The organism is Rhodobacter sp. CZR27 (assembly GCF_002407205.1).
In the GTDB taxonomy this organism is placed as follows: Bacteria; Pseudomonadota; Alphaproteobacteria; order Rhodobacterales; family Rhodobacteraceae; genus Cereibacter_A.
Window position 1 is genome coordinate 379,381 of record NZ_CP023549.1, and the last position, 21,168, is coordinate 400,548.

Sequence of the window (21,168 nt, forward strand, 5' to 3'; positions counted from 1 at the left end):
CGGCCGCCTGGATGGCGACAGGGGTTCCCGGGGCGGCCCATGTGCAGGAGCCATTGCGTCCCAAGGTTGTCGCCCCGTCAACAGCGGCAGGTCAAGCGGTGCGCATCACCGGCAGAGACCGGACAGCATGCGGAGCAGGACGACGGGTCGGGCGTTCTTCGCGCTTGCCGGGCTGGTCGGATTCCATGCCGGCAAGACTCTCGTCCATGCGTCACGCCAAGAGAACGAGGCCCCGACGCAGGCGCCGGATTGATCCTGGACATTTACCGCGCGCCATCGGCATGCTTTGAGTGGACCGGGTCCGACGCTCAGGGCCCGGTCGCATTTTGAAGGAACGACATCATGCTGATCCTGATCGAGGCAATGATTGCGCTTGTCGCATCCGCCGCGCTGTTTCTTGCCCTCATGGCGGCCACCATTGCGCCGCCGGTGATCTGGGTCCTGCTGATCGGACTGGCGCTGGCGTTGATCATGGCCCGTCGGGCCGAAGCCCGCGGAGTCCGGCGCCCCAGCCGGCGTTGAAAGCCGGGCCGCAACCGGGCATGAACCCCAGAGCTATCCGCTCATCCATTCGGCTGATCGGATAGCCCTGCCCTTGCAGGAACACCTGCCCGCTTATTGCCGGATCAAGGCGATACGAGCGGTTGCGCGACTGATCCTTTCAGACGGAAACTGCATCCGCCTTTCGATGGTGCCCCGCCTCCGGTTCCGGCAATCAGACCCGGAGATCATCGACCGATTTCCCGGCTTCCAGCGCACTTTCGAACCAGCGCGGCTTGCGGCCGCGGCCTGACCAGGTTTCCGCAGGATTGTCCGGATTGACGAATTTTGCCCCGGGACTCGCCCGCTTGCGTGGCACCGTCGTGCCGGTCAATTCCGCAAGGGTAAACCCGTATTGACGGGCCTTATCCTCGAGTTCCGAAAGGGCGTTCCGCTTCCGGCGCTCCTCGAACGTCGAGATGGCCTTTGCAATCTGGCTCTGGAGCGCTTTCAGCTCCTTCAGGGAAAGGTCGTCGAGATTGATATCCGCCATTTCACGCTCCTGCCTCTGCTGTTTTACGCTACATAGGCCAAACAAAAGCCGCAATCAATCCGAAGACGTTTTTTCAGGAGCATGTCGCGGATTCAACCCTGACGGCTTTGGCCGATTCCTGCCAGCCGGTGCCGGTTTGATCCTGTGCCGGGCGCGGATTGGCCGCGGACATGATCCGGCATTGCAACATTTCAAGGTGACGAAGGCAAGGCCGGCGCTACATCCCGCGGATGAAGATCGCGACTTTCAACGTGAATGGCGTCAACGGCCGCCTTCCGGTGCTTCTGCGCTGGCTGGACGAAGCCCGGCCCGACATCGTTTGCCTGCAGGAGTTGAAGGCGGCCACCGAACGTTTTCCGGCCGAAGCGATCGGCCGGGCGGGCTATGGCGCCGTCTGGCATGGGCAGAAGAGCTGGAACGGCGTGGCGATTCTCGCGCGCGGGGCAGAGCCGGTGCCCACCCGCCGCGGCCTGCCCGAACAGGAGGACGGGCAGAGCCGCTATGTCGAGGCCGCGGTGGCGGGTCTTCTTGTCGGCTGCCTCTACCTGCCGAACGGCAATCCGGCGCCCGGGCCGAAGTTCGACGCGAAGCTGGCCTGGTTCGCGCGGCTGCTCGATCATGCCGCGGACCTCCTGCGGCTTGAGGTGCCTGTCGTCCTTGCCGGTGACTTCAACGTGATGCCGACCGATCTCGACGTCTACCGGCCGGAGCGTTGGCGGAAGGACGCGCTGTTTCGCCCCGAGGTGCGGGCCGCGTATGAAAGGCTTCTGGCGCAGGGATGGGTGGATGCGATCCGTCACCTGCACCCGGAGGAACGGATCTACACCTTCTGGGACTATGTCCGGCACGCATGGGAGCGCGATGCCGGCCTGCGGCTCGACCATCTTCTGCTGAGCCCCCGGCTTGCGCCGCGGCTGAAGGCGGCCGGGGTCGATCGTCACGTCCGCGGCTGGGACGGGGCCAGCGACCATGCTCCCGCCTGGATCGAGCTGAAGAGGGATCGCAAGGCTCGCGGCATGTGACGCCGCCCCGTTGGAGGCCGAATCGCCGCGAGGGCTGGCACGCATGGCTTCTGCATGGACGCCCCAGCCTGCGTGAGCCGACGGCCGCCGCAGGCCGCGCGAACCGCTGGTCCCGCGAGGGCAGCACCGCCCCGAACCTTCGCGGCATCACGTGGAGGTCTCGAAAGGATGGGTGCCCGAACTCATCCGCAGGTCTGGCCCCGGTGGAAGTTGCCCGGGCCGACCGGTCAATCCTACTTCAGGAATGGCGCTGCCGCCCCGCGGGTCCGCGAAGGCGACCGGCGCCGCCCCATCCGGCCGTTCCGCCGGCCCCATGACGGACTGCTGATGCTGAAGGCCCGCTCCTCGTCGTTTTCCGCTCAGATCGTGCTGACGATCCTTGTCTCGACCTGCGCCATGACCATCATGGTTGCCTTTCTCGGCTATGCCGCGGTCAGGAAGGTGGACGCCGACGCGGCCGAACGCGAGCTTCGCTTCGCAAAGGCCAAGATCACCGAGGAATTCGCCCGCCTCCGCGAGGAGCAGCGGGTCTGCACCATCTGGGACGAGGCGCTGATCGAGACCCGCGCCGGCAACACCGACTGGATGGAGCGCAACATCGGGGTCTGGATGCAGACCTATTACGGCCATGACGCGATCTATGTCGTCGGTCCCGATGGACTGCTCCGCTATGCCGCGCTGGACGAGAAGACGGTCTCGCTTTCGCCGGGACAGCGGCTTCCGGAGGATCTGGAACCTCTCACACAGCGGCTGCGCTCCCAAATGGCAACGGCGAGCGCCGGTCTCGATGATTCGACCGAGGCGGTCAGCGAGCTTGGCATCCTCGAGGCGGTCCGCCTGGACGGGCGGCCCGTGCTGGTCGCGGTCTCGCCGGTCGTGGCCACGACGGATCGGCTGCCGCAGAAGCCGGGAACAGAGCTCCTGCACCTGTCGGTGCAGAACCTCGATGCCACGATGGCGGGGCGGATCTCGCGGCCCGGCGACCTTGCTCAGGCGTCCTTCGACCCGACTCCGCCAACCGGGAGTCACGCGATCGGCCATCCCGTGAAGGACGCCGCCGGCAACACGCTGACCTGGCTGAAGTGGACGCCCAACCGCCCCGGGCTGCGCATGGTCCACGAGATGCTCCCGGCCATCGGCCTTTCGGTGCTGTTCGGGCTGGGCCTGCTGGGCTGGCTGCTTCGCCGGCTCTGGATCGCGTCGCAGCAGCTGCACCGGAGCGAGGCCGAGGCGCGCTATCTGGCCAACCACGATCCGCTCGCCGGGCTGCCGAACCGGATGCATTTCGAGGAGACACTTGTCGGCGCGCTGGATTTCGAGCGTCGCGGCGGGCCTTCGGTCACCCTGCTGAGCATCGATCTCGACCGGTTCAAGGCAATCAACGACACGCTAGGCCATGCGGCCGGCGACGAGCTGATCCGCCAGGTGGCGGTGCGGCTTCGCAAGCAGGTGCGCAGCTCGGACACCGTGGCGCGCCTTGGCGGCGACGAGTTCGGCGTGATCCTGCTGGGCATGAGCGGCGAGGAGACGATCTCCTCCTTCTGCGGCGGCCTCGTCCATATGCTCTCGAAGCCCTACACCCTCGCGGCCGGTCAGGCGCATGTGGGCGCAAGCGTCGGGGTGGCCATCGCCAGCCGGATCGGCGGGGACATGGAGGCGGTCCTGCGCTGCGCCGATGCCGCGCTCTACCGCGCCAAGCGGGACGGCCGCGCGCGGTTCCGGCTGTTCACGCCCGAGATGGACGACGTCCTGCGACGGCGCGGCGAGATCGAGACCGCCCTGCGGCTCGCACTGGAAAGCGAAGACCAGCTCGAGGTGGCGTTCCAGCCGATCTTCAACGGGGATGGAGAGATCGTGGCCGCCGAGGCGCTGGCGCGCTGGCCGGGCGGGCCGGAGGGGGCGACGACACCGGACGCCTTCATCGGGGTTGCCGAGGAATGCGGCCTCATCCACGCGCTGGGGTCCTGGGTGCTGGAGCGGGCCTGCCGCGGGGCGGTCGAGGCCGGGCTGCCGAAGGTCGCGGTCAACGTCTCGCCGATGCAACTGCGCTCCGAATCCTTCGCCGCCGAGGTGATGCGGGTGCTGGGGAAGACCGGGCTTCCGCCCCAGCGGCTGGAGCTGGAGCTGACCGAGCACTTCCACCTCGATCCCGGGGTGAACACCCGGCGGAACCTGCACGACCTGCGCGCGACCGGCATCACGATCGCGCTGGACGACTTCGCCACCGGCCAGTCGCTGCTGCAATACGTGCGCGACTACGAGATCGACGTGATCAAGATCGACCGCTCCTTCGTCAGCCGGCTGGGTTACGGTGATGGCACCGACGAGGTGGTGCGCGCCATGCTGGATCTGGGCCGCGCGATGGGACTCGAGGTGACGGCCGAGGGCGTCGAGACCCAGCGTCAGCACGATATCCTGATCGGCATGGGCTGCCGCGTCTTCCAGGGCTATCTGCTGGGCACGCCGGTGGCGGCAGGACGGCTGGCCGCGTTGGCCCGAGGCGCGAACCAGCGATCCGCCTGATCGGGATCGCCCGGCCGGTCGCCCGCCGGAAGGCCCGCCGCCCTGTTGCGGGACCGACAGTCGGATCCTGCCTCGGTGCCGCCTGCGCCCCTCGCCACCCGGTTGCGGTCCGACTGCACAAGTTCGACCCGCGCGCGAGCCATCGTGATCGCCCGCCGCTTGCATTCGTGCTAGTCTCGGCGGACGTGCCGGTGCTGGACCGGTGACGAGTTGCCCGGTCGAGGCACCGCTGGACACCCGCGAGGAGGTTCGCAATGGGCAAAGCGGTCAAGACAATCGGTAATCCCCTGTCCTGGGCGGTGGAGGCGCTGGCCGGCTCGTCGCGCTATCTGGGCTCGGCGGCGCAGTCCATCCGGGGCGACGACATCACGGCCTCGCCACAGCTCAGGCGGCTGGATCTGGACGACATCGGGCTGGCGCTCCGCCGGGGCGCGGATGATTTCGCGGCACTGCGCAGCGACGTGATCTTCGTGGTGATCCTCTACCCGATCGTCGGCCTGTGCCTGGCCGCGCTCGCCTTCCAGCGCGAGCTGGTGCCGCTGATCTTCCCGCTGATGTCGGGATTCGCGCTGCTCGGCCCGATCGCGGCGGTGGGCCTCTACGAGATGAGCCGGCGCCGCGAGCGGGACGAGCCCGCCGGCCTCGGCGCCGCATTCGGGGTGCTGACATCGCCCGCCAGCGGGGCCCTGTTCGCCATGGGCCTGGGTCTTGTCGGCGTCTTCGTGCTCTGGATGCTGGCGGCCTACTTCATTTTCTTCGTCACGCTCGGACCCGAGGCGCCGGCCTCGGTCCCGGCCTTCCTGCGCGAGGTCTTCACGACGGTCCCCGGCTGGACCATGCTGATCCTCGGCTGCGGGACGGGCTTCGTCCTCGCCGCAGCTACCCTTGCCATGACGATCGTGTCGGTCCCGCTGCTTCTCGACCGTCACGTCGGGGTGGCCACGGCGGTAGCAACGTCGCTCAGGCTGACACGGCAGAACCCGGTGACCGTCGCCGCCTGGGGGGTGGTGGTGGTGGTCCTGCTCGTGGTCGGGACGATACCGATGTTCCTGGGGCTGATCTTCGTGCTGCCGATCCTCGGCCACGCCACATGGCATCTCTACCGCCTGGCGGTGCGCTGACGCCCGTTGCGGCCGCCGGGCGAGCAAAGGCCGCGCAGCCTGTCCCGGTCGACCGGCCGCGCAGCCCGATCCGGCTACACCGGCCGGCCGCGGGACCGACGCGGCCGCATCCTTCCGCATGACACGGACGATGCGTCAACGAGGGACATGCACCCGTTGCGGAAGCGACCCGAGCGATGCGCTGCGCCGGCTCTGGGCGGCAGGCGGGCGGGTACGGGCGACCGCTGGACCCATGAATGTCCGAAGCCGCAGCCCTGGCCCCCACCCGATTGGCCGCGGTGGATCGGCGCCAGTCCCAGTGCGCCATCGGCACGCCGAGGGAATGCAGGATCAGAGGCGGAGGCCCAGCGACCGCTGCATCATGGTGATGGGCATCAATCGCCCCCGACCGGCGCCTGCTGCGAACCTGCGGGCCGCGTCGCGCTGCGGTGGGGATGATCCGTGAGACCGGACGAGCGATCGCGGCCGGGCCGGCGCTGGAACGGCCGGTCGCGGGTCAGGGTGACGCGCAAACCGTCGGTCGGCCGCGGGATCGGCAGCCGGCGCCATTCGGCGGGCGCCCGCGCCGCGATCCGGAAACGCGGCAGGAACGCGGCGAAGAACGCCTTCACCTCCATCATCGCAAAATGCATGCCGAGGCACTTGTGCGCACCGCCCCCGAACGGCGCCCAGGCGAAGGGATGCCGGCGGTCTTCGGTGCGCGGCTCGGCGAAGCGGTCGGGGTCGAAGCGCTCGGGCGAGGTCCAGATCGCGGGGTCCATCATCACCAGCCCCGGGCAGGCAGAGACGATCGCGCCGGGCGGGATCGTGACCCCGTGGATCTCGACCGCGCGCAGCACGCCTCGTGCCACGAAGGGCACTGGCGCCACCAGCCGCAGCGCCTCCCGGAAGACCCTCTCGGTAGCCTGCATCGTCTCCAGCGCCTCGAAGCCGAGGTCGCCCTTCAGGGCCGCCACCTCCTCGGCCATGGCCTCCTGCCATTCGGGATGCAGCGCAAGCTGCTCGGCCATCGCCGTCACGCTGGTCGTGGAGGTGTCGAAGGCCGCGAAGAGGAGGAAGTTGAAATGGTCGGTCAACGTCCCGGCGTCGAGCCACTCGCCGTCCTCGGTCCTGAGCCGGCAGAGTTCGGAGAAGATGTCATGGCCCGAGCCTTGCCGGCGCTCCTCGATCAGCCTCGCGAAATGGTCCTTCAGGAAGGCGCGGGCCCGCAGGCCGCGCGCCATGCGGGTGAAGGGCAGCGGCGTCCGGATCGGCGCCGCGGTGGCATCGAGTTCCGCAAGGAATGCATCGCCCAGCCGGTCGCTTGTCCGCCGGTCGGTTATCCCCATGAACGCTTCGGCCGCGACGCCCCGGGTAAGCTGACGGATCGCCCAGAAGAACCTGAACGGGCGGTCCACCGGCCAGTGGGCGATCTCGGCCTCGATCCGTCTCGACATGAGGCGGAGCGTGCGCCGCAGGACCTCGGCCCGGAAGGCCGGCTGAAGCATCCGCCGGTGCGTCCGATGCTCGGCCCCGTCGCGCAGGAGCAGCCCGCCCCCGAACAGCGGCGCGATCATCTCCCACCCCCGGGCATTGGAAAAGGCGCCGTCGCGGTTCAGGAACACCATCTCGACCGCATCGATACCATGGGCGGCCACGACCTCATGGCCGAGGAACCGGACCCGGTAGAGCGGACCAAGCCGGTCGCGGGTGCCGGTGTGAAAGGCATAGGGGTCGCGCAGGATCTGCAGCGTGTTGCCGAGCAAGGGGAGGCCGGGAACGGCCGGAATGTGGGACAGGTCCGGAGCGGGAGCAGGCACGGTGGTCTCCTCGGCAATGGACGATAGAGGATGACCCTAACACATCGGGCCGCATCCCGTCTGCGATGGCGTTCAGCGCGCGGCCGGACGGGCGCAGGTGGCGATCCGCCACGAGCGACATCGACTTCAGCCGGACAAGGCGCCCGGATCACCGAAAGCCCCGGGCCGAACCTGATGCGTCGCGAAGGAACCATGCGCCCCGAGCGCTTGCGACCCGGCTTCCGCCGCGGTGTTCCGGCCTTTCTGCGGTCCTTGCCCGTATCGGGATGCATGGCACCACCTGAACGGGTGGCAGGGGCATCCCCTCATGCAGGGGCCGCTGTCGGACGCGCCTCGCCCGGCGCCGAACGGCGAGGCATGCCCAAGGGCATGCCTGCGATTGCCCGGCTGGGCGGGTCAGCGGGAAGCTGCAAGAAGGCAGCCGACGACAACACCCGCCCGCCTGCCCGTGCAGACGGCATGCCAGACCGGAAGACTGACCATGGCCCATCCCGTCGACCTCGAAGTCGGCCGCCGCATCCGCCACCGTCGCTGGATGCTCGGCATGTCGCAGCAGCAACTCGCCCGGCAGGTCGGCATCGGGTTCCAGCAGGTCCAGAAATACGAGACGGGGGCCAATCGCGTCAGCGCCTCGCGGCTCTGGGACATCGCGAAGGCGCTCGACGTGCCGATCGCCTTCTTCTTCGGCCAAGAGCGCGCGACACCCGCCTCGCCCGACGCGCCCGACAGTTGTGCGCTCGACCTCGTGCGCCATTTTCTCGCCATCCCCGAGCCAAAGCGCCGCAGCCTGCTGAACCTCGCGATCGTGCTGGGCGAAGGCGCTGCCTGACGATGGCGCCGCAGACGCGGTCGCCTTGTGGCCCCGTCCGCCGGCGCCTTTCACCCCGACGTTCGAGACCCCCAAGGGACCACCGGCCGTCGATCCGGGACCATCCGACCCAACCTTTTGAACTGCTTGGTCAAGTTTTCGTCCGGTGGTATGAACCCCTCGGAAGACGGCCCTCCGGCAAGGCTGTCGCTTCCGCAACGATCCGCAAGGCCGGATCGGTAGCCAGTGACAGGGCGGCCTCAAAGCCCCGATGCCGGATGTAACGGATTAACCGCTGTGCCGCGAGGCCAGCCCAGAGGCCTGCCGATGACCTTGCCCGAACCCTCCCGAGATGCCTCCGACATCATCCCGTTCCCGCAGGACGACGAGGTTCCCTTCGGCTTTGACGAGATCTTCTTCTCGCGCACCGACAGCCGCGGAGTGATTGGCGCCGGCAACTCGGTCTTCCAGCGGGTTTCGGGCTACGAGGCTGAGCAGCTGATCGGCGCGCCGCACCGGATCGTCCGCCATCCCCTGATGCCCCGGGCCGCGTTCCACCTGCTCTGGGACCGGCTGAAGGCGGGCAAGCCCACCGGCGTCTATGTCTGCAACCGCTCGACCGACGGGCGGGCCTACTGGGTCTTCGCCGTCGTCGTGCCGATCCGGGACGGCTTCCTGTCGGTCCGGATCAAGCCCGGCAGCCCGACCTTCGCCCGCGTGCGCGACATCTACGCCGACCTTCAGGCCGCCGAGGCGCAGGGGGCGGCGCCCGTGGCAGGGGCAGAGGACCTGCTCGGTCGGCTCCGGCGGGACGGCTTTCCCAGCTATGACTCGTTTCAGGCGCAGGCCCTTGCGGCCGAGATCGGAAACCGCGCGGACGCGGTGGGTCTGCCGGCGCCCGCGCTGGCCGCCGCCCTGACGGCTGCACGCTCGGCGGATCGCATCGAGATCGAGCTTGCCGGCATGCGGCACCTGTTCCGCAAGTCGATCATGATCACCACGAACCTTCGCATCGTCGCCTCGCGCCTTGGCGGCGACGGGCGGGCGCTGAGCGCGATCGCCGACAACTATGCGCTCCTGTCGAACGAGATGACCCGGTGGATCGAGAAGCGGGCGGGCGGCAGCAACGGCAGCATCGCGGGCTCGGCTGCCGAGAACCTGTTCCTGCAGGCGGCAAAGCTGCTTCTCGAGGAAATGTCGGCCAATTTTACGCAGGACGCCGAGGCGGGCGTCGGCGATCCGGAAGCGGAGCGCGTCCGGCTGGCCGAGGCCGCCGCGCATTACGGCGCGCGGGCCGAGGACTGCAAGAGGCGCGCCCGGTCCGACGCGGCCGACCTCGAGACGCACCTTGCACAGATGCGCCACCATGTGGGCGCGCTCGACTCGATCCGGATGCTGAGCCGGATCGAAAGCGCAGTGCTCCGCAAGACCGACGGCGCGCTCGACGAGATCGTGGGCCAGCTCGATGCCTTCCAGGACGAGATCGGCGAGCGTCTCCACCGCACCAACGCGCATGGGCGGGGCGTCCGGGCTGCGGCCGCCTGACCGCCTGTTCCGAAGGCAATGGCGAGAGAGCGGGCCGCTTCGCCCCTCTTTGGCGGTGTCCGATGCGGGGGTGCGCGGCGCGTCGCAGGCCCTGCGATCCGCATCACCTTGCGGCTGCGGCCGCCCCGCTGGCAAGGGCAGCCAGCCGCTGGATGTCGAGCAGCCAGTCCAGATCGAGAAGCGGAATGTCCCTGTCACTGTGCCGGATGCTTGCGGGATGAGCGGCCCGGGCTTGCAGCGGGTCCGCGGCGTGTCCGGAGCCGGGCACCGTCCCGCTGCAGGCAACCAGCCCCTCTACCCCCGTCACCCGAAGCACGAGCGAATGCCAGCCGTCCCAGCCCTGGCGCAGGACGCGCACCACGACAAGCCGCGTGCCACTGCCGGTCCGGACCGCCTGCCCCCCGACGAGGACGTCGAGGTCGAAGACCGACAGGCAGTCGTCCTGCGCGGCGATCCTGCCCAGCAGATGTGCCGGCGCGTGCGGAAGCGGCATCAGTTCGACCGGCGAGAAGATCTGGAGGATCCGCCCCGCCGGGATCGCACAGGGCCTGCCGCCCGCCATGACCAGCAGGGCGGACGGCAGAAGCAGATCGCGCACATCGCATTGCGCCCTCACGGGCGGGTCGCACGGGGCGGCAGGGCCGCCCGCCCGGGCAGCCGAGGCGCCCTGCGACCCGCAGGCCCCACCCTCGGCCGATGGATCAGGGGCCACCCGCCCGCCCGCGGGACTGCCGGCGCTGTCGAGGTGCGCGGTCATCGCATCGGGCACTCACGCCACCGCAGGGGGGGCCTGCGCGGCCGTGCGATTGTCCGGACGTCCGCCGAGGCCACCGCCGGACGGGCGCGGCTGCAACGGGCCGTGCAGGACCTGCGGCCGCCGACCGGCCGGCCCCTCGCAACCCGCCGCACCGGCCGCGACCGTCACGTGCCACGCTTTGGCATCATGCCGCGTCATGGCGCACGAAGTCCGCATCGAGACGATCCCCGGCGGTCATGTCCAGCGCAAAGCCTCCGCGGGCCTTGGGATGCGCCACCACGGGCCGCGGGCGGCCCGGCGACGGTTGCGGGGCCTGCGTCACCGGATGCGTCCCGGCGCCGCCGCCGAACCGGAAGTAGCCCATCGAAGTCTCCATCTGCTCGGCCTGTGCGGAAAGCTCCACGGCGCCGGCCGAAAGCTGTTCCGACGCCGCCGAGTTCTGCTGCGTGACCTTGTCCAGCTGCTCGATGGCTGCAGAGACCTGCTGGGCGCCGGAGCTGAGTTCCCGCGCGGCCACCGAGATGTCGCTGACCAGCACCGAGGTCTGCTCGATGTCGGGCACCAGCCGGTTCAGCATCGTGCCGGCGGCATTCGCGGCGCGCACGGTGCTGGCGGACAGGTCCGCGATCTCGGCAGCCGCCGTCTGGCTGCGCTCGGCCAGCTTGCGCACCTCGGCCGCCACCACCGCGAAGCCGCGGCCATGCTCGCCCGCCCGGGCCGCCTCGACCGCGGCATTGAGCGCGAGAAGGTCGGTCTGCCGGGCGATCTCCTGCACGATCAGGATCTTGCTGGCAATCGCCTGCATCTGGTCCACGGCCTCGGCCACGGCCTCGCCGCTGGCGCGGGCATCGGCGGCGGATTTCGAGGCCATCCGCTCGGTCTGGATCGCGTTCTCCGACGCCTGGCTGATGCTGGCCGCCATCTGCTCGACCGAGGCCGAGGCCTCCGCCGTGGCCGACGCCTGCTCGGCCGCGCCCTGGCTCAGCTGTTCCGAGGTTGCGGCCATCTCCGTGCTGCCCTCAGCCACCTGCCGGGCAGCCCCGCCGACGTCGATCACCACCTCTCGCAGCTTAACCACCATCTCGTTGGCGGCCCGAAGCAGGTCGGTCACCTCGTCCTGGCCGCGAAGTTCGACCTTCACGTCGAGGTCGCCCGCGGCCACGCTGCGCGTGAGTTCCACCGCGCGCGACAGCCCGCGCGAGATCGACAGCACGATCCAGATTGCGGCGCCGAGGCCAGCAGCGGCGGCCGCCGCCACGATCAGCACGAGTTCCTGTATCGCCGCCCTGTAGTCGGCGTCGGCCCATGCCTTGGCCTCCTCGAGCTTCTCGAGCAGACCGTCGCGCAGCTTCCCGATCAGTTCGATGCGCTCCTTCTGCCGCGCGAGTTGTTCCGGCGTCGTCATGGCGGCACGCGCGCCCTCGACATTGCCGCCCAGCACGAGGTTGATCGCCTTCTCGTTCGTCGCCCGCGCCTCGTCCCAGAGCCTGCGGTAGTTCTGCAGGAGGGCGGCGCGCTCGTCGCCGCGGGTGAGGGCTGCAAGCTGGTCGAAAGCCTCGACCTGCCGGAGCCGGGTGTTCTGCACCTCCTCGATCGCCGCGTCTCGCTCGGCGGCGCCCGGTGCGAGCAGCATGTCGCGCATGGCGCCCTTCACCCTGAGTTGCTCTTCGTTCAGGCGTCCCGCCAGCATGACCTTGCGGGTTTCCTCGGACACGATCTGGTCCAGCCGTTCGTTCAGTTCGCCCATGCGGATGATCGCCGATCCGATCGCCGCGCCCGACAGTGCGAGCACGAGAAGGAAGGTCGCGATCAGCTTGGTCTTGATCGTCAGTCTCATCGGGATGTCCTTGTATGTTCACCGGGCGGGCATGACGCCGCCATTGACCCGCCCCCAGGCGGGCAGAGTGTCCGGATCGGTGGAAAGCGGTGCCGGGCATCGGGCCCGCAGAAGACGGGGCCATGCTCGCGGCACATCCAGGGCTGCAGGTGCGGGCGCGCGCCGCGCAGAGCCGGTGCCGACCCGGGAAGGCCCGCAGCGCGGTTCCTCGCGCGCTCGCCGATGGGATCAGGACCGGACATGGCGCCGCCCGTTCGGATGCGGCGCGAGGGCGCCGGTGGATCCGCACCGACGCCCGTCGCGGCCCCGGAGCGCCCCGGGCGCATCGCCGGCCGGTTCACGTGTCGAAGCGCGCATGACGCAGGTGCACCGACGGATCGCGGGCGATGAGGATGCTGTCCGCCCTTGCGCCGCCGGTGCTTGCCTTGGCAGCTGGCCACCAGCGCAACCGGTCGCGGCGCGCGGCTCGTTCAGCGTCGTCGTCATGTCGATTCCGATCGATCCGGAGTCGGGCGAGGCGCAGCTTGCGCGGCCCCGACACCGTCGTCTTGCGCCACATCCGGCCATGAGAACACCCCTCCGAACGCGGGTAAGGCCCGTTCTTTCGCTACGGAAGCGACCCTTGGGATTACACCCCTCTGCCCACTTCCCCGACGGGCGCGTGCGGGTCGTTGCGGAGCGTCAAACAGGGCTACGGGATGCGGCTGCGTCAGCCGGGTCGGGCGGTCCCTGGGGGTCGCAGCGCCGCCGCACGTTCCTGCCGGAGCGGCCGGAGGCGCTGTCGCCGACGCAAGCGCCTGCGGATGTCCCGCCCGGGCCATGGGATCCACCGCAGCGGTCCAACCGCCCCCAGCCGAGCGCGCCTTGCAGTGCGGGAGACGTCCGTCGCCGCCGGCCCGCAAGGCGCCGCGTCAACCCGTTTCGGCCTCGCGTTCGAGCGCGGCCCGATCAGTGATCCGCACGCCACCATATTCCGTGCGCACCGCTCCGCTGTCGATCAGCGTCGCGAAGGCACGGCGGAACGCGGCACGGCTCATCCCGGCCATCCGGCCAAGATCCTCCTGCGTGGCCCGGACCGATCCGTCGGGACAGGCAAGCCGCAGCAGCATGCGGGCGAACCGCACCCTGGGCGGCAGCGAAAGCACCTCGGCAAGGATGCGCACGGCCAGAGTCGCGTTCTCGTGGTTGAGCCGGAAGAAGCAGATCCAGTCCTCGGGATGCTCCTGCAAGGCGCGCCGCACCGCCCCGATCGGCAGGCGGAACACGCGGCACTCGGTGGCGGCCGAGACGGTGATCGATCGCGTCGTGCCCGCCAGCAGGGCCGAATCCCCGACCCAGAAGCCCGGCCTCGCGCGATAGATCGTGACCTCCTCGTCGGAGGAGATCGGGATGGACACGTCCAGAAGCCCCTCCTCCAGCCCGAAGATGGCATTCGGCGGGTCGCCGACGGTGTAGAGTTGCTGGCCACGCTCGATCGTCGCCCAGCGACCCACCGCCGCCAGCCTCATCTGGAACTCGACAGGTTGCCGCGCCAGCCATCCGAGGGTGGAAAGGCTGCGCAGGTCCTCGACCGATTTGTCGGCGGATTGCTTCATCCGTCGCATTTCTCCCCGTCGCTGCCGGGATAGCCTTGCCGCCGAGAGGATCGAGCACCGTCCTCGACACGTCCTTGATACGCATCAATGGGCCACGTTTCCGCGCGGCCGCATGATGCCGGGTTCCGGGGAGAGACCGCCGTGCCGATGCTGCGCATGAAACGGATGATGACCGCCCTTCCGGTCGTGGCCCTGGCCGGAGCGGCACAGGCCCAGGAGGCCGACTGGACCTTCACGCTGTCGCCCTACATCTGGACGCCCGGCGCCGCCACCTCCGTCGATACGCGCTTCGGAACGCTGGACGCCGAGGCCGGCATCGACGACGTGCTTTCGGCCACGGACTTCGCCCTGATGGGTCTGTTCGAGGCGCGGCGCGGCCGCTGGGGCCTGATCGCCGATCTGGTCTATTCGGACCTGTCCGAGAGCAGGGACACGCCGTTCGGCAAGCTGTTCTCGCAGGCGACGGTGGAGACCGAGCTTGTCGCCGCCAGCGCCTATGTCGCCTATCGCTTTCAGGAAGACGACCGGATGGCGGCGGACGTGATGGCGGGGGTGCGCTCCATCAGTCTGGATCTGGACGTGGGGCTCGATCCGGGCCTGCTGCCCGCCCGCAGCTTCGACCTTGGGGAAAGCTGGGTGGACCCCGTTGTCGGGGGCCGCTTCCGGGTCGCGCTGTCTGATCGCTGGTTCGCCGCGGTCCTTGCGGACGTCGGCGGCTCGGGCGGCGGGTCCGACCGCACATGGCAGGCCGTCGGCACCCTCGGCTACCAGATCAGCGACCGCTGGTCGGTGCAGGGTGGCTGGCGCCGGCTGTCCATCGAGAAGGAGATCGAGGGGCGCGACGTGGATCTGGAGCTGGACGGCCCCCTTTTGGGCCTGACGGCCCGGTTCTGATCCCCGACGAACGGAAACAGGGAGAGCACGATGACGACGAGACGCGAGTTCATTACGTCCATCCCGTCGGCAGGGGCCGCATTCGCCGTGGCGGGTGGTCTCGCGTGGGAAGGCAGTCCTGCCCGCGCCGAACCGGCGACGCTGCCGGGCCATTTCCACCCCAAGGGCAAGGGACCCTCGGCCCACACGCTGAAGGTGCTGTCGGAGGCACGGAACACGCTTCCGCTGGACGATACCCGCGATCTCGAGGAGCAGGCGCGCGGCCTCATCGCGCGGATGCCGGACAAGCAGATCATGGCCGACGCCGGCAACGTGGCCTTCGACATGTCGGACTACGACTTCCTTGAGGCAGAGGGGGACTTCGACAGCATCCACCCCTCGATGGTGCGGATCGCCCGGCTGAACAACAACTACGGGCTCTACGAGGTGATCCCCGGCATCTACCAGGTGCGCGGGTTCGACCTGTCCGACATGACCTTCGTGCGCGGCAAGACCGGCTGGATCATCTTCGACGTGATGACCACGACCGAGACCGCCCGCGCCGCATGGCAACTGTTCCAGAAGCACGTGGGCGAGGGCCTGCCGGTCTCGGCGGTGATCTACTCGCACACCCACGGCGACCACTTCGGCGGCGTCCGGGGCGTCCTGACCGAGGCCGACGTACGCGAGGGCCGGGTCGAGATCATCGCGCCGCACGACTACATGCAGTTCGCGATTTCCGAGAACGTCTATGCCGGCAACGCGATGAACCGGCGGCTGTTCTACCAGTATGGCCTGCTTCTGCCGGCAAGCCCGCATGGCTTCGTGACGCAGGGGCTCGGCCACCGCGTGCCGGCGGGGGCCACAAGCCTGTTCGCGCCCACCCGCTACGTCAGCGAACCGATCGAGGAGTTCGAGGTCGACGGCGTGCGCATGATCTTCCAGAACACGCCCAACACCGAGGCGCCGCGGGAGATGAACACCTACATCCCCGACATGAAGGCGCTGTGGATGGCGGAGAACGTCACAGCCACCCTGCACAACATCTACACCCTGCGCGGCGCGCAGGTGCGCGATCCGCTGAACTGGTCGAAATACATCAACGAGGCGCTCTACCGCTTCGGACAGGAGGCCGAGGTGATGTTCGCCTCGCACCACTGGCCGCGCTGGGGCAATGCGCGCATCCGCGAGGTGCTTCGGGACCAACGTGACCTTTATGCGCACATGAACAACCAGGTGCTGCACCATGCCAACCAGGGCGTGACCATCAACCAGGTCCACAACGTCTATCAGGTGCCGCGGACCCTTCAGGCGAAATGGCACTGTCGCGGCTATCACGGCTCGCCCGAGCACAACGCCCGCGGGGTGGTGCAGCGCTTCCTCGGATTCTGGGACTGCAACCCCACGACGCTGATCCCGCTCTCGCCGGCGGAGTCGGCCCCGCTCTACGTCGAGATGATGGGCGGCGCCGGCCCGATCCTTGCCAAGGCGGCCGAGCTGCACGAGGCGGGCGACTACCTCCGCGCCACAGAGATCCTCGACAAGCTCGTCCAGGCCGAGCCGGACAACGGCGCGGCAAAGGACGCGCTGGCCGATGCGTTCGAGCAGATCGGCTATCAGCAGGAGAACCCGGGGCTGCGCAACAGCTTCCTTGCGGCCGCCTACGAGCTTCGCTCGGGCATCCCGCAGGGCGCCGTGACGAGCAGCGCGAGCCCGGATGTGATCCGCGCGATGACGACCGAGCTTTTCCTGAACTTCCTCGCCATCCGCATGGACGGGCGCCGTGCCGAGGGCCTTGCCTTCGTCATGAACCTCGTCACGCCCGACAACGGCGAGCGCTTCGTGGTCGAGCTGGCGAACGAGACCCTGACCAATATCCAGGGCTTCCATGCGGAAGACGCCGACCTGACGCTGACGGTGAACCGCAGCGATCTCGAGCGCGTGATGGCCGGCGAGGTGGAACTCGAGGCGCTGCTGGCCGATGGCACGGCCCGGGCGGAGGGGGATCCGGCGCTCCTGGGAAAACTCGCCGGGCTCATGGTCGACTTCGATCCCCGCTTCGAGATCATGCCCGGCACGGTGGGTCGGACGGTCCTTGCGGAGTTCCACCCCTTCGAAGGCGATATCGGAGCCGTGGCCTCCGAGTAGCGACTGCGGGGCGTCGGGCTCTCCGCGAAGCCGGGGGCCCGGACTCCTGCGGGCCCTGCGCCGTGGCCCGGTCGAAGCCCCGGCGCCGCAACCGCTTCCTGCTCTGGCTGAAGCCCGCCCCCGCCACGCCTGCCCCCGGCTTTGCCCCGACGCGCAGGCAGCCCGTCGCGCTGTGGGCCGGCCGATGTCCGACGATTCCGATGCCTGCCAGCCTCGCGGTGGCGATGATCAGGGTCGGGCGAACATGAGCCCGGCCCATGTGCGGGCCTCGAAGGTTGCGCCGGCAGCGCCCCTCCGGCGACCGGCCGTCAGGAACGTGCCGAGGGCCACCCGGAGCGGCCATGCGGCTCGCCCCGGCAACAGCACCCCGCGGGCGCTCCCTTTACCGGCAGCCCCGCGCTGCGGCCGCATCTTGATCGGCAGCGCGGAGACATTACCTGCCCAGCAGGATGGCCGCCTGGCGCAGGCGATGGCCCGCGGCATCCGCGTCGGGGATGTCCCGGTGCCTGTGGTTCGCATTGCTGGGAGAAGTCACTCATGAAGTGCCCGATCGACAACGAAACACTGCTGATGACCGAGCGCAGCGGCGTGGAGATCGACTATTGCCCGAAGTGCCGGGGAGTCTGGCTCGACCGGGGAGAACTTGAAAAGATCATCGACCGCGCGATGGTTGCCCCTGCGCCCGAGTCCCGTCAGGATCACCGCCCCTCTCGGCCGCAGGAGGCGCCGGTTCATTCGCGCGAGAGCGGATTCGGCCATCACGACGACCACCAGCACGGCCGCTACCGGAAGAGGAAGGAAAGCTTCCTCGGCGATCTGTTCGACTTCTAGCCGGGCCGGTTGCGCAACCAGCGCTCGAGGCTCGTTCCGCTCCGGCCCCGGGCGCAGGCCACGCGCGCCGATCCGCGGTGTCGAGGGCGTTCCAACGCGACCCGGATGTGGTCCCGGCGGTCTGGCAGGCCGGACCTCGCGCGGCGTCACGTTTCCCGGCCCGAGGCACCCCGGCCCCGGCGCGGGCTTGGTCCTGGCTCCGGTCCTTCCCGGAGCGGGACGGAACAGGGAGCGGCGGCTGCGCGGCAAAGTCCATCTCGTGACGTCAAAGCGCCGGTCAGCCGCGGACTGCTTGCAGGCCGGCCGCGACGAACGGATCGGATGCGCCCGGCACAGCGGGTCAGCCAAGCGCGGTCACATCCACGCCCACCAGAACCGGCGTTTCCGTGCCGATCGGTGTTCCAAGCTCCGACAGGCCGGCGGTGGCCGGCAGGCGCACCTCGCTCAGTCCATCCGCTTCCGATACCGTCAGTGCCGCTGCATCGTAACCCAGACCGCCGACACGGATCGCCGTGCCCGTGCGGGCCGCAGTCTGCATGCGGGATGCTGCACTCTTGCTCATCGTCGCCACCACCGAGACGTTCAGCCCGACCCTCAGCCCGCTGATCATCCCGCGCAGAACGCCCGTCTTGCCGAAGAACTTGTCCCGCGAGAATCCGGCCTGATAGGGGCCATCCGCGAAAACTCCCACCAGCGCACCGTTGAACCACCCGCCGGGCCGGACCGGGATGTTGCCCCAGGCGTCGGCATGAAGCCTTAACTGCCGCACATCGCCCTTTCCAAGACCGACCGGCGTGCCCGCGGAGCCATTCCGACCGATGCTGAACAGCGCCTTCCCCGAAGTGGCGCCGTCGCTTGTGCCCGCGAGATCGACGACGATGGTCGAGGCGAGATCCGGCCTTCCGGCGACGTTGCTCACGAACTGGCTGGGGGTTTCGGTCACCGTCCAGTTCGGCATCATCATAGGCCCGTTCGGAAACTGCACCTGGGTCTGGTTCGCAGGCTCGGCAAGCGCCGCCTGTGCCGCCTGCACTGTCGCGTTCGGCTGCAGAGCCGACAGGAAGAGGCCATAGGCGTCGCTTACGCGATCCGTCGTGGCGCCATAGGCCCCCCAGTCGTCCGGTCGCTCCGGCACGTAGGAGACGAACTCGTAGAGCTTGGCCGAAACCGAGCCCAGGGAGTCGGATGGCCAGTCCCATAGGGAAGCCGGCAGGCAGACCTGCATCGCCACCGCAAGGGGCGCCGGGCCAGCGGGCGGTCCGGAGGGCGCGGCATGCCCGACGGGTCGTGCCCAACGCTGCCCGGGCACGTCGGGGTCGAGATGTGGAGGACCGGCAAGGCCGTCGGCAAGGCCCTGCGCGAAACTGCTCAGCATTCCAGCCATGGCTGAGGCTATGCCTTTAGCTGCGCAATAAAAAGGGAAAAATCAGAACCCGAAAAATTATCGGTGTCAAGACTCACGGCGACGTGATATCAACCCAGAGTGGCAATGTTGCCGCGATGTCGTGTATCACGAGTCACCGCTTATCCAGTTCAGTATTCGTTCCTCCGGCCCGCAGGCTTCCTGCCGCGGGACAGGATTGGTGCGGCTTTGGCTCACGAGGCACGCAATGGGAGGATCTGACATGACGTTGACCGACATGGATGCGCCTGCTGCCGCGACCCCGACCGATCAGTCACTGTTCGACCAGACCTATTCGCAAATCCAGAAGAAGCTGCTCGGCGCAGGCGCTAACCTTCAGCTGGTGTCGCCCACGATCGACTGGTGGTGGGACACCGCGCCCACCGGCCAGATCGCCGCGCGCGCCTACCAGCTGGCCAACAGCGTTCCGAAATGGTCGCCCGTCGGCGACTTCTCGCCCGGGGCCTCGGGGCTTTACGAAAGCTACGTGCAGGTCCTTCAGCATGTTGACCCCAGCATTCCGCCCGCACAACTGCAAGCCTGGACCAATGCCCACAACCAGCTGATCGCCGCGCAGAACAAGTGGCAGAACGACCAGACGGCCATGTATCGCGCCTGGGTCGTGGCAAGCACCAACCTGCCGCCCGGCGTCCCCGCGCCGGATTATGCCACATGGCAGAAGGACTCGGGTTGGGCGGACACGCTTCGCGCCGACAGCGTCCAGATCGGCAAGATGCAGGAGAACATGGCCAACATCACCGGCCAGATGGATCCCGAGCTGAAGGCCGCGCTTGCCGCCTCGGCGATGCCGGCGGACAAGAACACGCTGAAAAGCGGCTTCACCACGATGGACCAGGGCGACGGCACCCTCGTTCCGGTTCCCGACTTCATCATCGGCACCTCGGGGCAGGACTGGGTCGCGCTGCTTACCCAGGGCGGCGGGAACCAGCTGTCGATCAGCGTCAGCCAGAGCCAGTCCAGCGACAACATGACGAAGAGCTGGGCGGGGGCGCATTTCAGCATCGACGAATGGTTCTGGTCGGTCGAGGCAAGCGGCAGCTGGAGCAAGCTTGACATCGACAACTCCGACAAGTCGGTGTCGGCCCAGATCGACATGACCGCGACGCTGGTGCAGGTGACGCCGGGGCAATGGTACAACGGCGGCTACATGAAAACGCTCGCCGGTCAGGGCAACTTCTTCCCGCCCTGGACGGCCCGGGGCGGGTCTTCCCCGGTCTTCGGCGAGGGCGGTCTGCTGCCGGTGATGATCACCGGGCTCGTGGCGGCCTATCAGCCGTCCTTCACGATCACGATGAGCCAGGACACCTACAACCAGGCCAAGCAGCAGTTCGAGGCGGCGACCGGTGTGCGCATCGGTCCGTTCACCTTCGGCGGCAGCGGCGGCCATGCCAGCAACACCATCAACAAGTCGGCCTCGAACGGCACCTTCACGGGCAAGTCCACCGCGACCTATCCCTTCATCATCGGGGTCACCGTTGCGCTTCCCGGGTCGGACTGATGGCGGCCCTCGGCGCAACCGGGCGGAGGGAGGCGTCATGTCACCCCTGCGCTTGATGATGATCGTCGGGGTGGGCCTGTGCCTGACCCTTCCCGCCCATGCCGTGAACTACTGGGTGCGCGGCGAGGCGGCGGTGCAGGGAAACGGAATTCCGGCAGACTGTCCGGCAGCCGGCACGCGGTTCTCGGCCGTCGTCTACCCCACGACCAAGGCCACCTGCGAGGCCCACGCCACATGCACGGCGGCAAAGGTTCAGGCGGTCAACAACTGGATCGCCCAGTTGAACCAGCGCGAACTGGGTCACTGCGTGCAGTTCGTGCAGCAGGCGCAGGTGCCGTGCTCGTACAGTTGCTAG

At 68.7% G+C, this 21,168-nt stretch carries 18 protein-coding genes; 11 read left to right on the forward strand and 7 right to left on the reverse strand.

Going from position 1 to position 21,168, the window contains the following annotated elements; genetic code table 11:
- Positions 1-342: 342 nt before the first annotated feature.
- Positions 343-522, forward strand: coding sequence for a hypothetical protein (locus CK951_RS17960; protein ID WP_096787599.1), 180 nt, complete (start codon positions 343-345; stop codon positions 520-522).
- A 193-nt stretch (positions 523-715) separates the two neighbouring features.
- On the opposite strand, the gene CK951_RS17965 is transcribed toward CK951_RS17960, so the two are convergent.
- Positions 716-1,033, reverse strand: coding sequence for an H-NS family nucleoid-associated regulatory protein (locus tag CK951_RS17965; protein ID WP_096787600.1), 318 nt, complete (start codon positions 1,031-1,033; stop codon positions 716-718).
- 230 nt (positions 1,034-1,263) lie between these two features.
- Between CK951_RS17965 and xth the strand changes: the two genes are divergently transcribed.
- The 3 genes from xth to CK951_RS17980 all read left to right on the forward strand — a co-directional run bounded on the left by xth (position 1,264) and on the right by CK951_RS17980 (position 5,699).
- On the forward strand, positions 1,264-2,055 hold the full coding sequence (gene xth, locus CK951_RS17970; RefSeq protein ID WP_096787601.1) for an exodeoxyribonuclease III: 792 nt from the start codon (positions 1,264-1,266) through the stop codon (positions 2,053-2,055).
- Positions 2,056-2,382: 327 nt separating this feature from the next.
- The gene (locus CK951_RS17975) at positions 2,383-4,578 is read left to right on the forward strand and encodes a bifunctional diguanylate cyclase/phosphodiesterase (RefSeq protein ID WP_157764648.1); all 2,196 of its coding nucleotides are present in this window, start codon (positions 2,383-2,385) and stop codon (positions 4,576-4,578) included.
- 254 nt (positions 4,579-4,832) lie between these two features.
- Entirely contained in the window at positions 4,833-5,699 is an 867-nt protein-coding gene (locus tag CK951_RS17980; protein WP_096787602.1) for a DUF2189 domain-containing protein, read from the forward strand.
- Between the two features lie 374 nt (positions 5,700-6,073).
- On the opposite strand, the gene CK951_RS17985 is transcribed toward CK951_RS17980, so the two are convergent.
- Positions 6,074-7,498, reverse strand: a complete 1,425-nt coding sequence (locus CK951_RS17985; protein ID WP_157764658.1) for a cytochrome P450 — start codon at positions 7,496-7,498, stop codon at positions 6,074-6,076.
- A 481-nt stretch (positions 7,499-7,979) separates the two neighbouring features.
- Here CK951_RS17985 and CK951_RS17990 point away from each other — a divergent pair, with 481 nt between their 5' ends.
- On the forward strand, positions 7,980-8,327 hold the full coding sequence (locus CK951_RS17990) for a helix-turn-helix domain-containing protein (protein ID WP_096787604.1): 348 nt from the start codon (positions 7,980-7,982) through the stop codon (positions 8,325-8,327).
- Positions 8,328-8,633: 306 nt separating this feature from the next.
- The gene (locus CK951_RS17995; protein WP_096787605.1) at positions 8,634-9,851 is read left to right on the forward strand and encodes a PAS domain-containing protein; all 1,218 of its coding nucleotides are present in this window, start codon (positions 8,634-8,636) and stop codon (positions 9,849-9,851) included.
- A gap of 103 nt (positions 9,852-9,954) precedes the next feature.
- On the opposite strand, the gene CK951_RS18000 is transcribed toward CK951_RS17995, so the two are convergent.
- The 4 genes from CK951_RS18000 to CK951_RS18015 form a co-directional block, all read right to left on the reverse strand.
- Positions 9,955-10,467 (reverse strand): chemotaxis protein CheW, encoded by a 513-nt coding sequence (locus CK951_RS18000; protein WP_157764660.1) that lies wholly within the window; start codon positions 10,465-10,467, stop codon positions 9,955-9,957.
- A gap of 325 nt (positions 10,468-10,792) precedes the next feature.
- Entirely contained in the window at positions 10,793-12,445 is a 1,653-nt protein-coding gene (locus CK951_RS18005; RefSeq protein ID WP_096787607.1) for a methyl-accepting chemotaxis protein, read from the reverse strand.
- Between the two features lie 337 nt (positions 12,446-12,782).
- Positions 12,783-13,004, reverse strand: coding sequence for a hypothetical protein (locus CK951_RS18010; RefSeq protein WP_096787608.1), 222 nt, complete (start codon positions 13,002-13,004; stop codon positions 12,783-12,785).
- Between the two features lie 352 nt (positions 13,005-13,356).
- Positions 13,357-14,040 (reverse strand): Crp/Fnr family transcriptional regulator, encoded by a 684-nt coding sequence (locus CK951_RS18015; protein WP_096787609.1) that lies wholly within the window; start codon positions 14,038-14,040, stop codon positions 13,357-13,359.
- Between the two features lie 156 nt (positions 14,041-14,196).
- Between CK951_RS18015 and CK951_RS18020 the strand changes: the two genes are divergently transcribed.
- The 3 genes from CK951_RS18020 (at position 14,197) to CK951_RS18030 (ending at position 17,892) form a co-directional block, all read left to right on the forward strand.
- Positions 14,197-14,934 carry a hypothetical protein gene (locus tag CK951_RS18020; RefSeq protein WP_096787952.1) on the forward strand — a complete coding sequence of 246 codons (738 nt, stop codon included), beginning with the start codon at positions 14,197-14,199 and terminating at the stop codon, positions 14,932-14,934.
- 30 nt (positions 14,935-14,964) lie between these two features.
- Positions 14,965-17,061 carry an alkyl/aryl-sulfatase gene (locus CK951_RS18025; RefSeq protein WP_096787610.1) on the forward strand — a complete coding sequence of 699 codons (2,097 nt, stop codon included), beginning with the start codon at positions 14,965-14,967 and terminating at the stop codon, positions 17,059-17,061.
- Positions 17,062-17,598: 537 nt separating this feature from the next.
- A complete protein-coding gene (locus tag CK951_RS18030) occupies positions 17,599-17,892 on the forward strand; it encodes a zf-TFIIB domain-containing protein (RefSeq protein ID WP_096787611.1) in 294 nt (97 codons plus the stop codon).
- Positions 17,893-18,232: 340 nt separating this feature from the next.
- Here the strand turns inward: CK951_RS18030 and CK951_RS18035 are convergent, their stop codons facing one another.
- Positions 18,233-19,267: a hypothetical protein gene (locus tag CK951_RS18035; RefSeq protein WP_157764662.1), complete on the reverse strand. Its 1,035-nt coding sequence runs from the start codon at positions 19,265-19,267 to the stop codon at positions 18,233-18,235.
- 250 nt (positions 19,268-19,517) lie between these two features.
- Here CK951_RS18035 and CK951_RS18040 point away from each other — a divergent pair, with 250 nt between their 5' ends.
- Positions 19,518-20,813 (forward strand): hypothetical protein, encoded by a 1,296-nt coding sequence (locus CK951_RS18040; RefSeq protein ID WP_096787613.1) that lies wholly within the window; start codon positions 19,518-19,520, stop codon positions 20,811-20,813.
- Positions 20,814-20,850: 37 nt separating this feature from the next.
- A complete protein-coding gene (locus CK951_RS18045) occupies positions 20,851-21,168 on the forward strand; it encodes a hypothetical protein (RefSeq protein WP_096787614.1) in 318 nt (105 codons plus the stop codon).

What these genes read in the sequence shown, in the direction of transcription:
- CK951_RS18045 (WP_096787614.1), top strand. Translation starts at nt 20,851, where the DNA reads ATGTCACCCCTGCGCTTGATGATGATCGTCGGGGTGGGCCTGTGCCTG.
- CK951_RS18025 (WP_096787610.1), top strand. Translation starts at nt 14,965, where the DNA reads ATGACGACGAGACGCGAGTTCATTACGTCCATCCCGTCGGCAGGGGCC.
- CK951_RS18020 (WP_096787952.1), top strand. Translation starts at nt 14,197, where the DNA reads ATGAAACGGATGATGACCGCCCTTCCGGTCGTGGCCCTGGCCGGAGCG.
- CK951_RS17960 (WP_096787599.1), top strand. Translation starts at nt 343, where the DNA reads ATGCTGATCCTGATCGAGGCAATGATTGCGCTTGTCGCATCCGCCGCG.
- CK951_RS18035 (WP_157764662.1), bottom strand. Translation starts at nt 19,267, where the DNA reads ATGCTGAGCAGTTTCGCGCAGGGCCTTGCCGACGGCCTTGCCGGTCCT.
- CK951_RS17995 (WP_096787605.1), top strand. Translation starts at nt 8,634, where the DNA reads ATGACCTTGCCCGAACCCTCCCGAGATGCCTCCGACATCATCCCGTTC.
- CK951_RS17965 (WP_096787600.1), bottom strand. Translation starts at nt 1,033, where the DNA reads ATGGCGGATATCAATCTCGACGACCTTTCCCTGAAGGAGCTGAAAGCG.
- CK951_RS18015 (WP_096787609.1), bottom strand. Translation starts at nt 14,040, where the DNA reads ATGAAGCAATCCGCCGACAAATCGGTCGAGGACCTGCGCAGCCTTTCC.
- CK951_RS18010 (WP_096787608.1), bottom strand. Translation starts at nt 13,004, where the DNA reads ATGTGGCGCAAGACGACGGTGTCGGGGCCGCGCAAGCTGCGCCTCGCC.
- xth (WP_096787601.1), top strand. Translation starts at nt 1,264, where the DNA reads ATGAAGATCGCGACTTTCAACGTGAATGGCGTCAACGGCCGCCTTCCG.
- CK951_RS17980 (WP_096787602.1), top strand. Translation starts at nt 4,833, where the DNA reads ATGGGCAAAGCGGTCAAGACAATCGGTAATCCCCTGTCCTGGGCGGTG.
- CK951_RS17990 (WP_096787604.1), top strand. Translation starts at nt 7,980, where the DNA reads ATGGCCCATCCCGTCGACCTCGAAGTCGGCCGCCGCATCCGCCACCGT.
- CK951_RS18005 (WP_096787607.1), bottom strand. Translation starts at nt 12,445, where the DNA reads ATGAGACTGACGATCAAGACCAAGCTGATCGCGACCTTCCTTCTCGTG.
- CK951_RS17975 (WP_157764648.1), top strand. Translation starts at nt 2,383, where the DNA reads ATGCTGAAGGCCCGCTCCTCGTCGTTTTCCGCTCAGATCGTGCTGACG.
- CK951_RS18040 (WP_096787613.1), top strand. Translation starts at nt 19,518, where the DNA reads ATGACGTTGACCGACATGGATGCGCCTGCTGCCGCGACCCCGACCGAT.
- CK951_RS18030 (WP_096787611.1), top strand. Translation starts at nt 17,599, where the DNA reads ATGAAGTGCCCGATCGACAACGAAACACTGCTGATGACCGAGCGCAGC.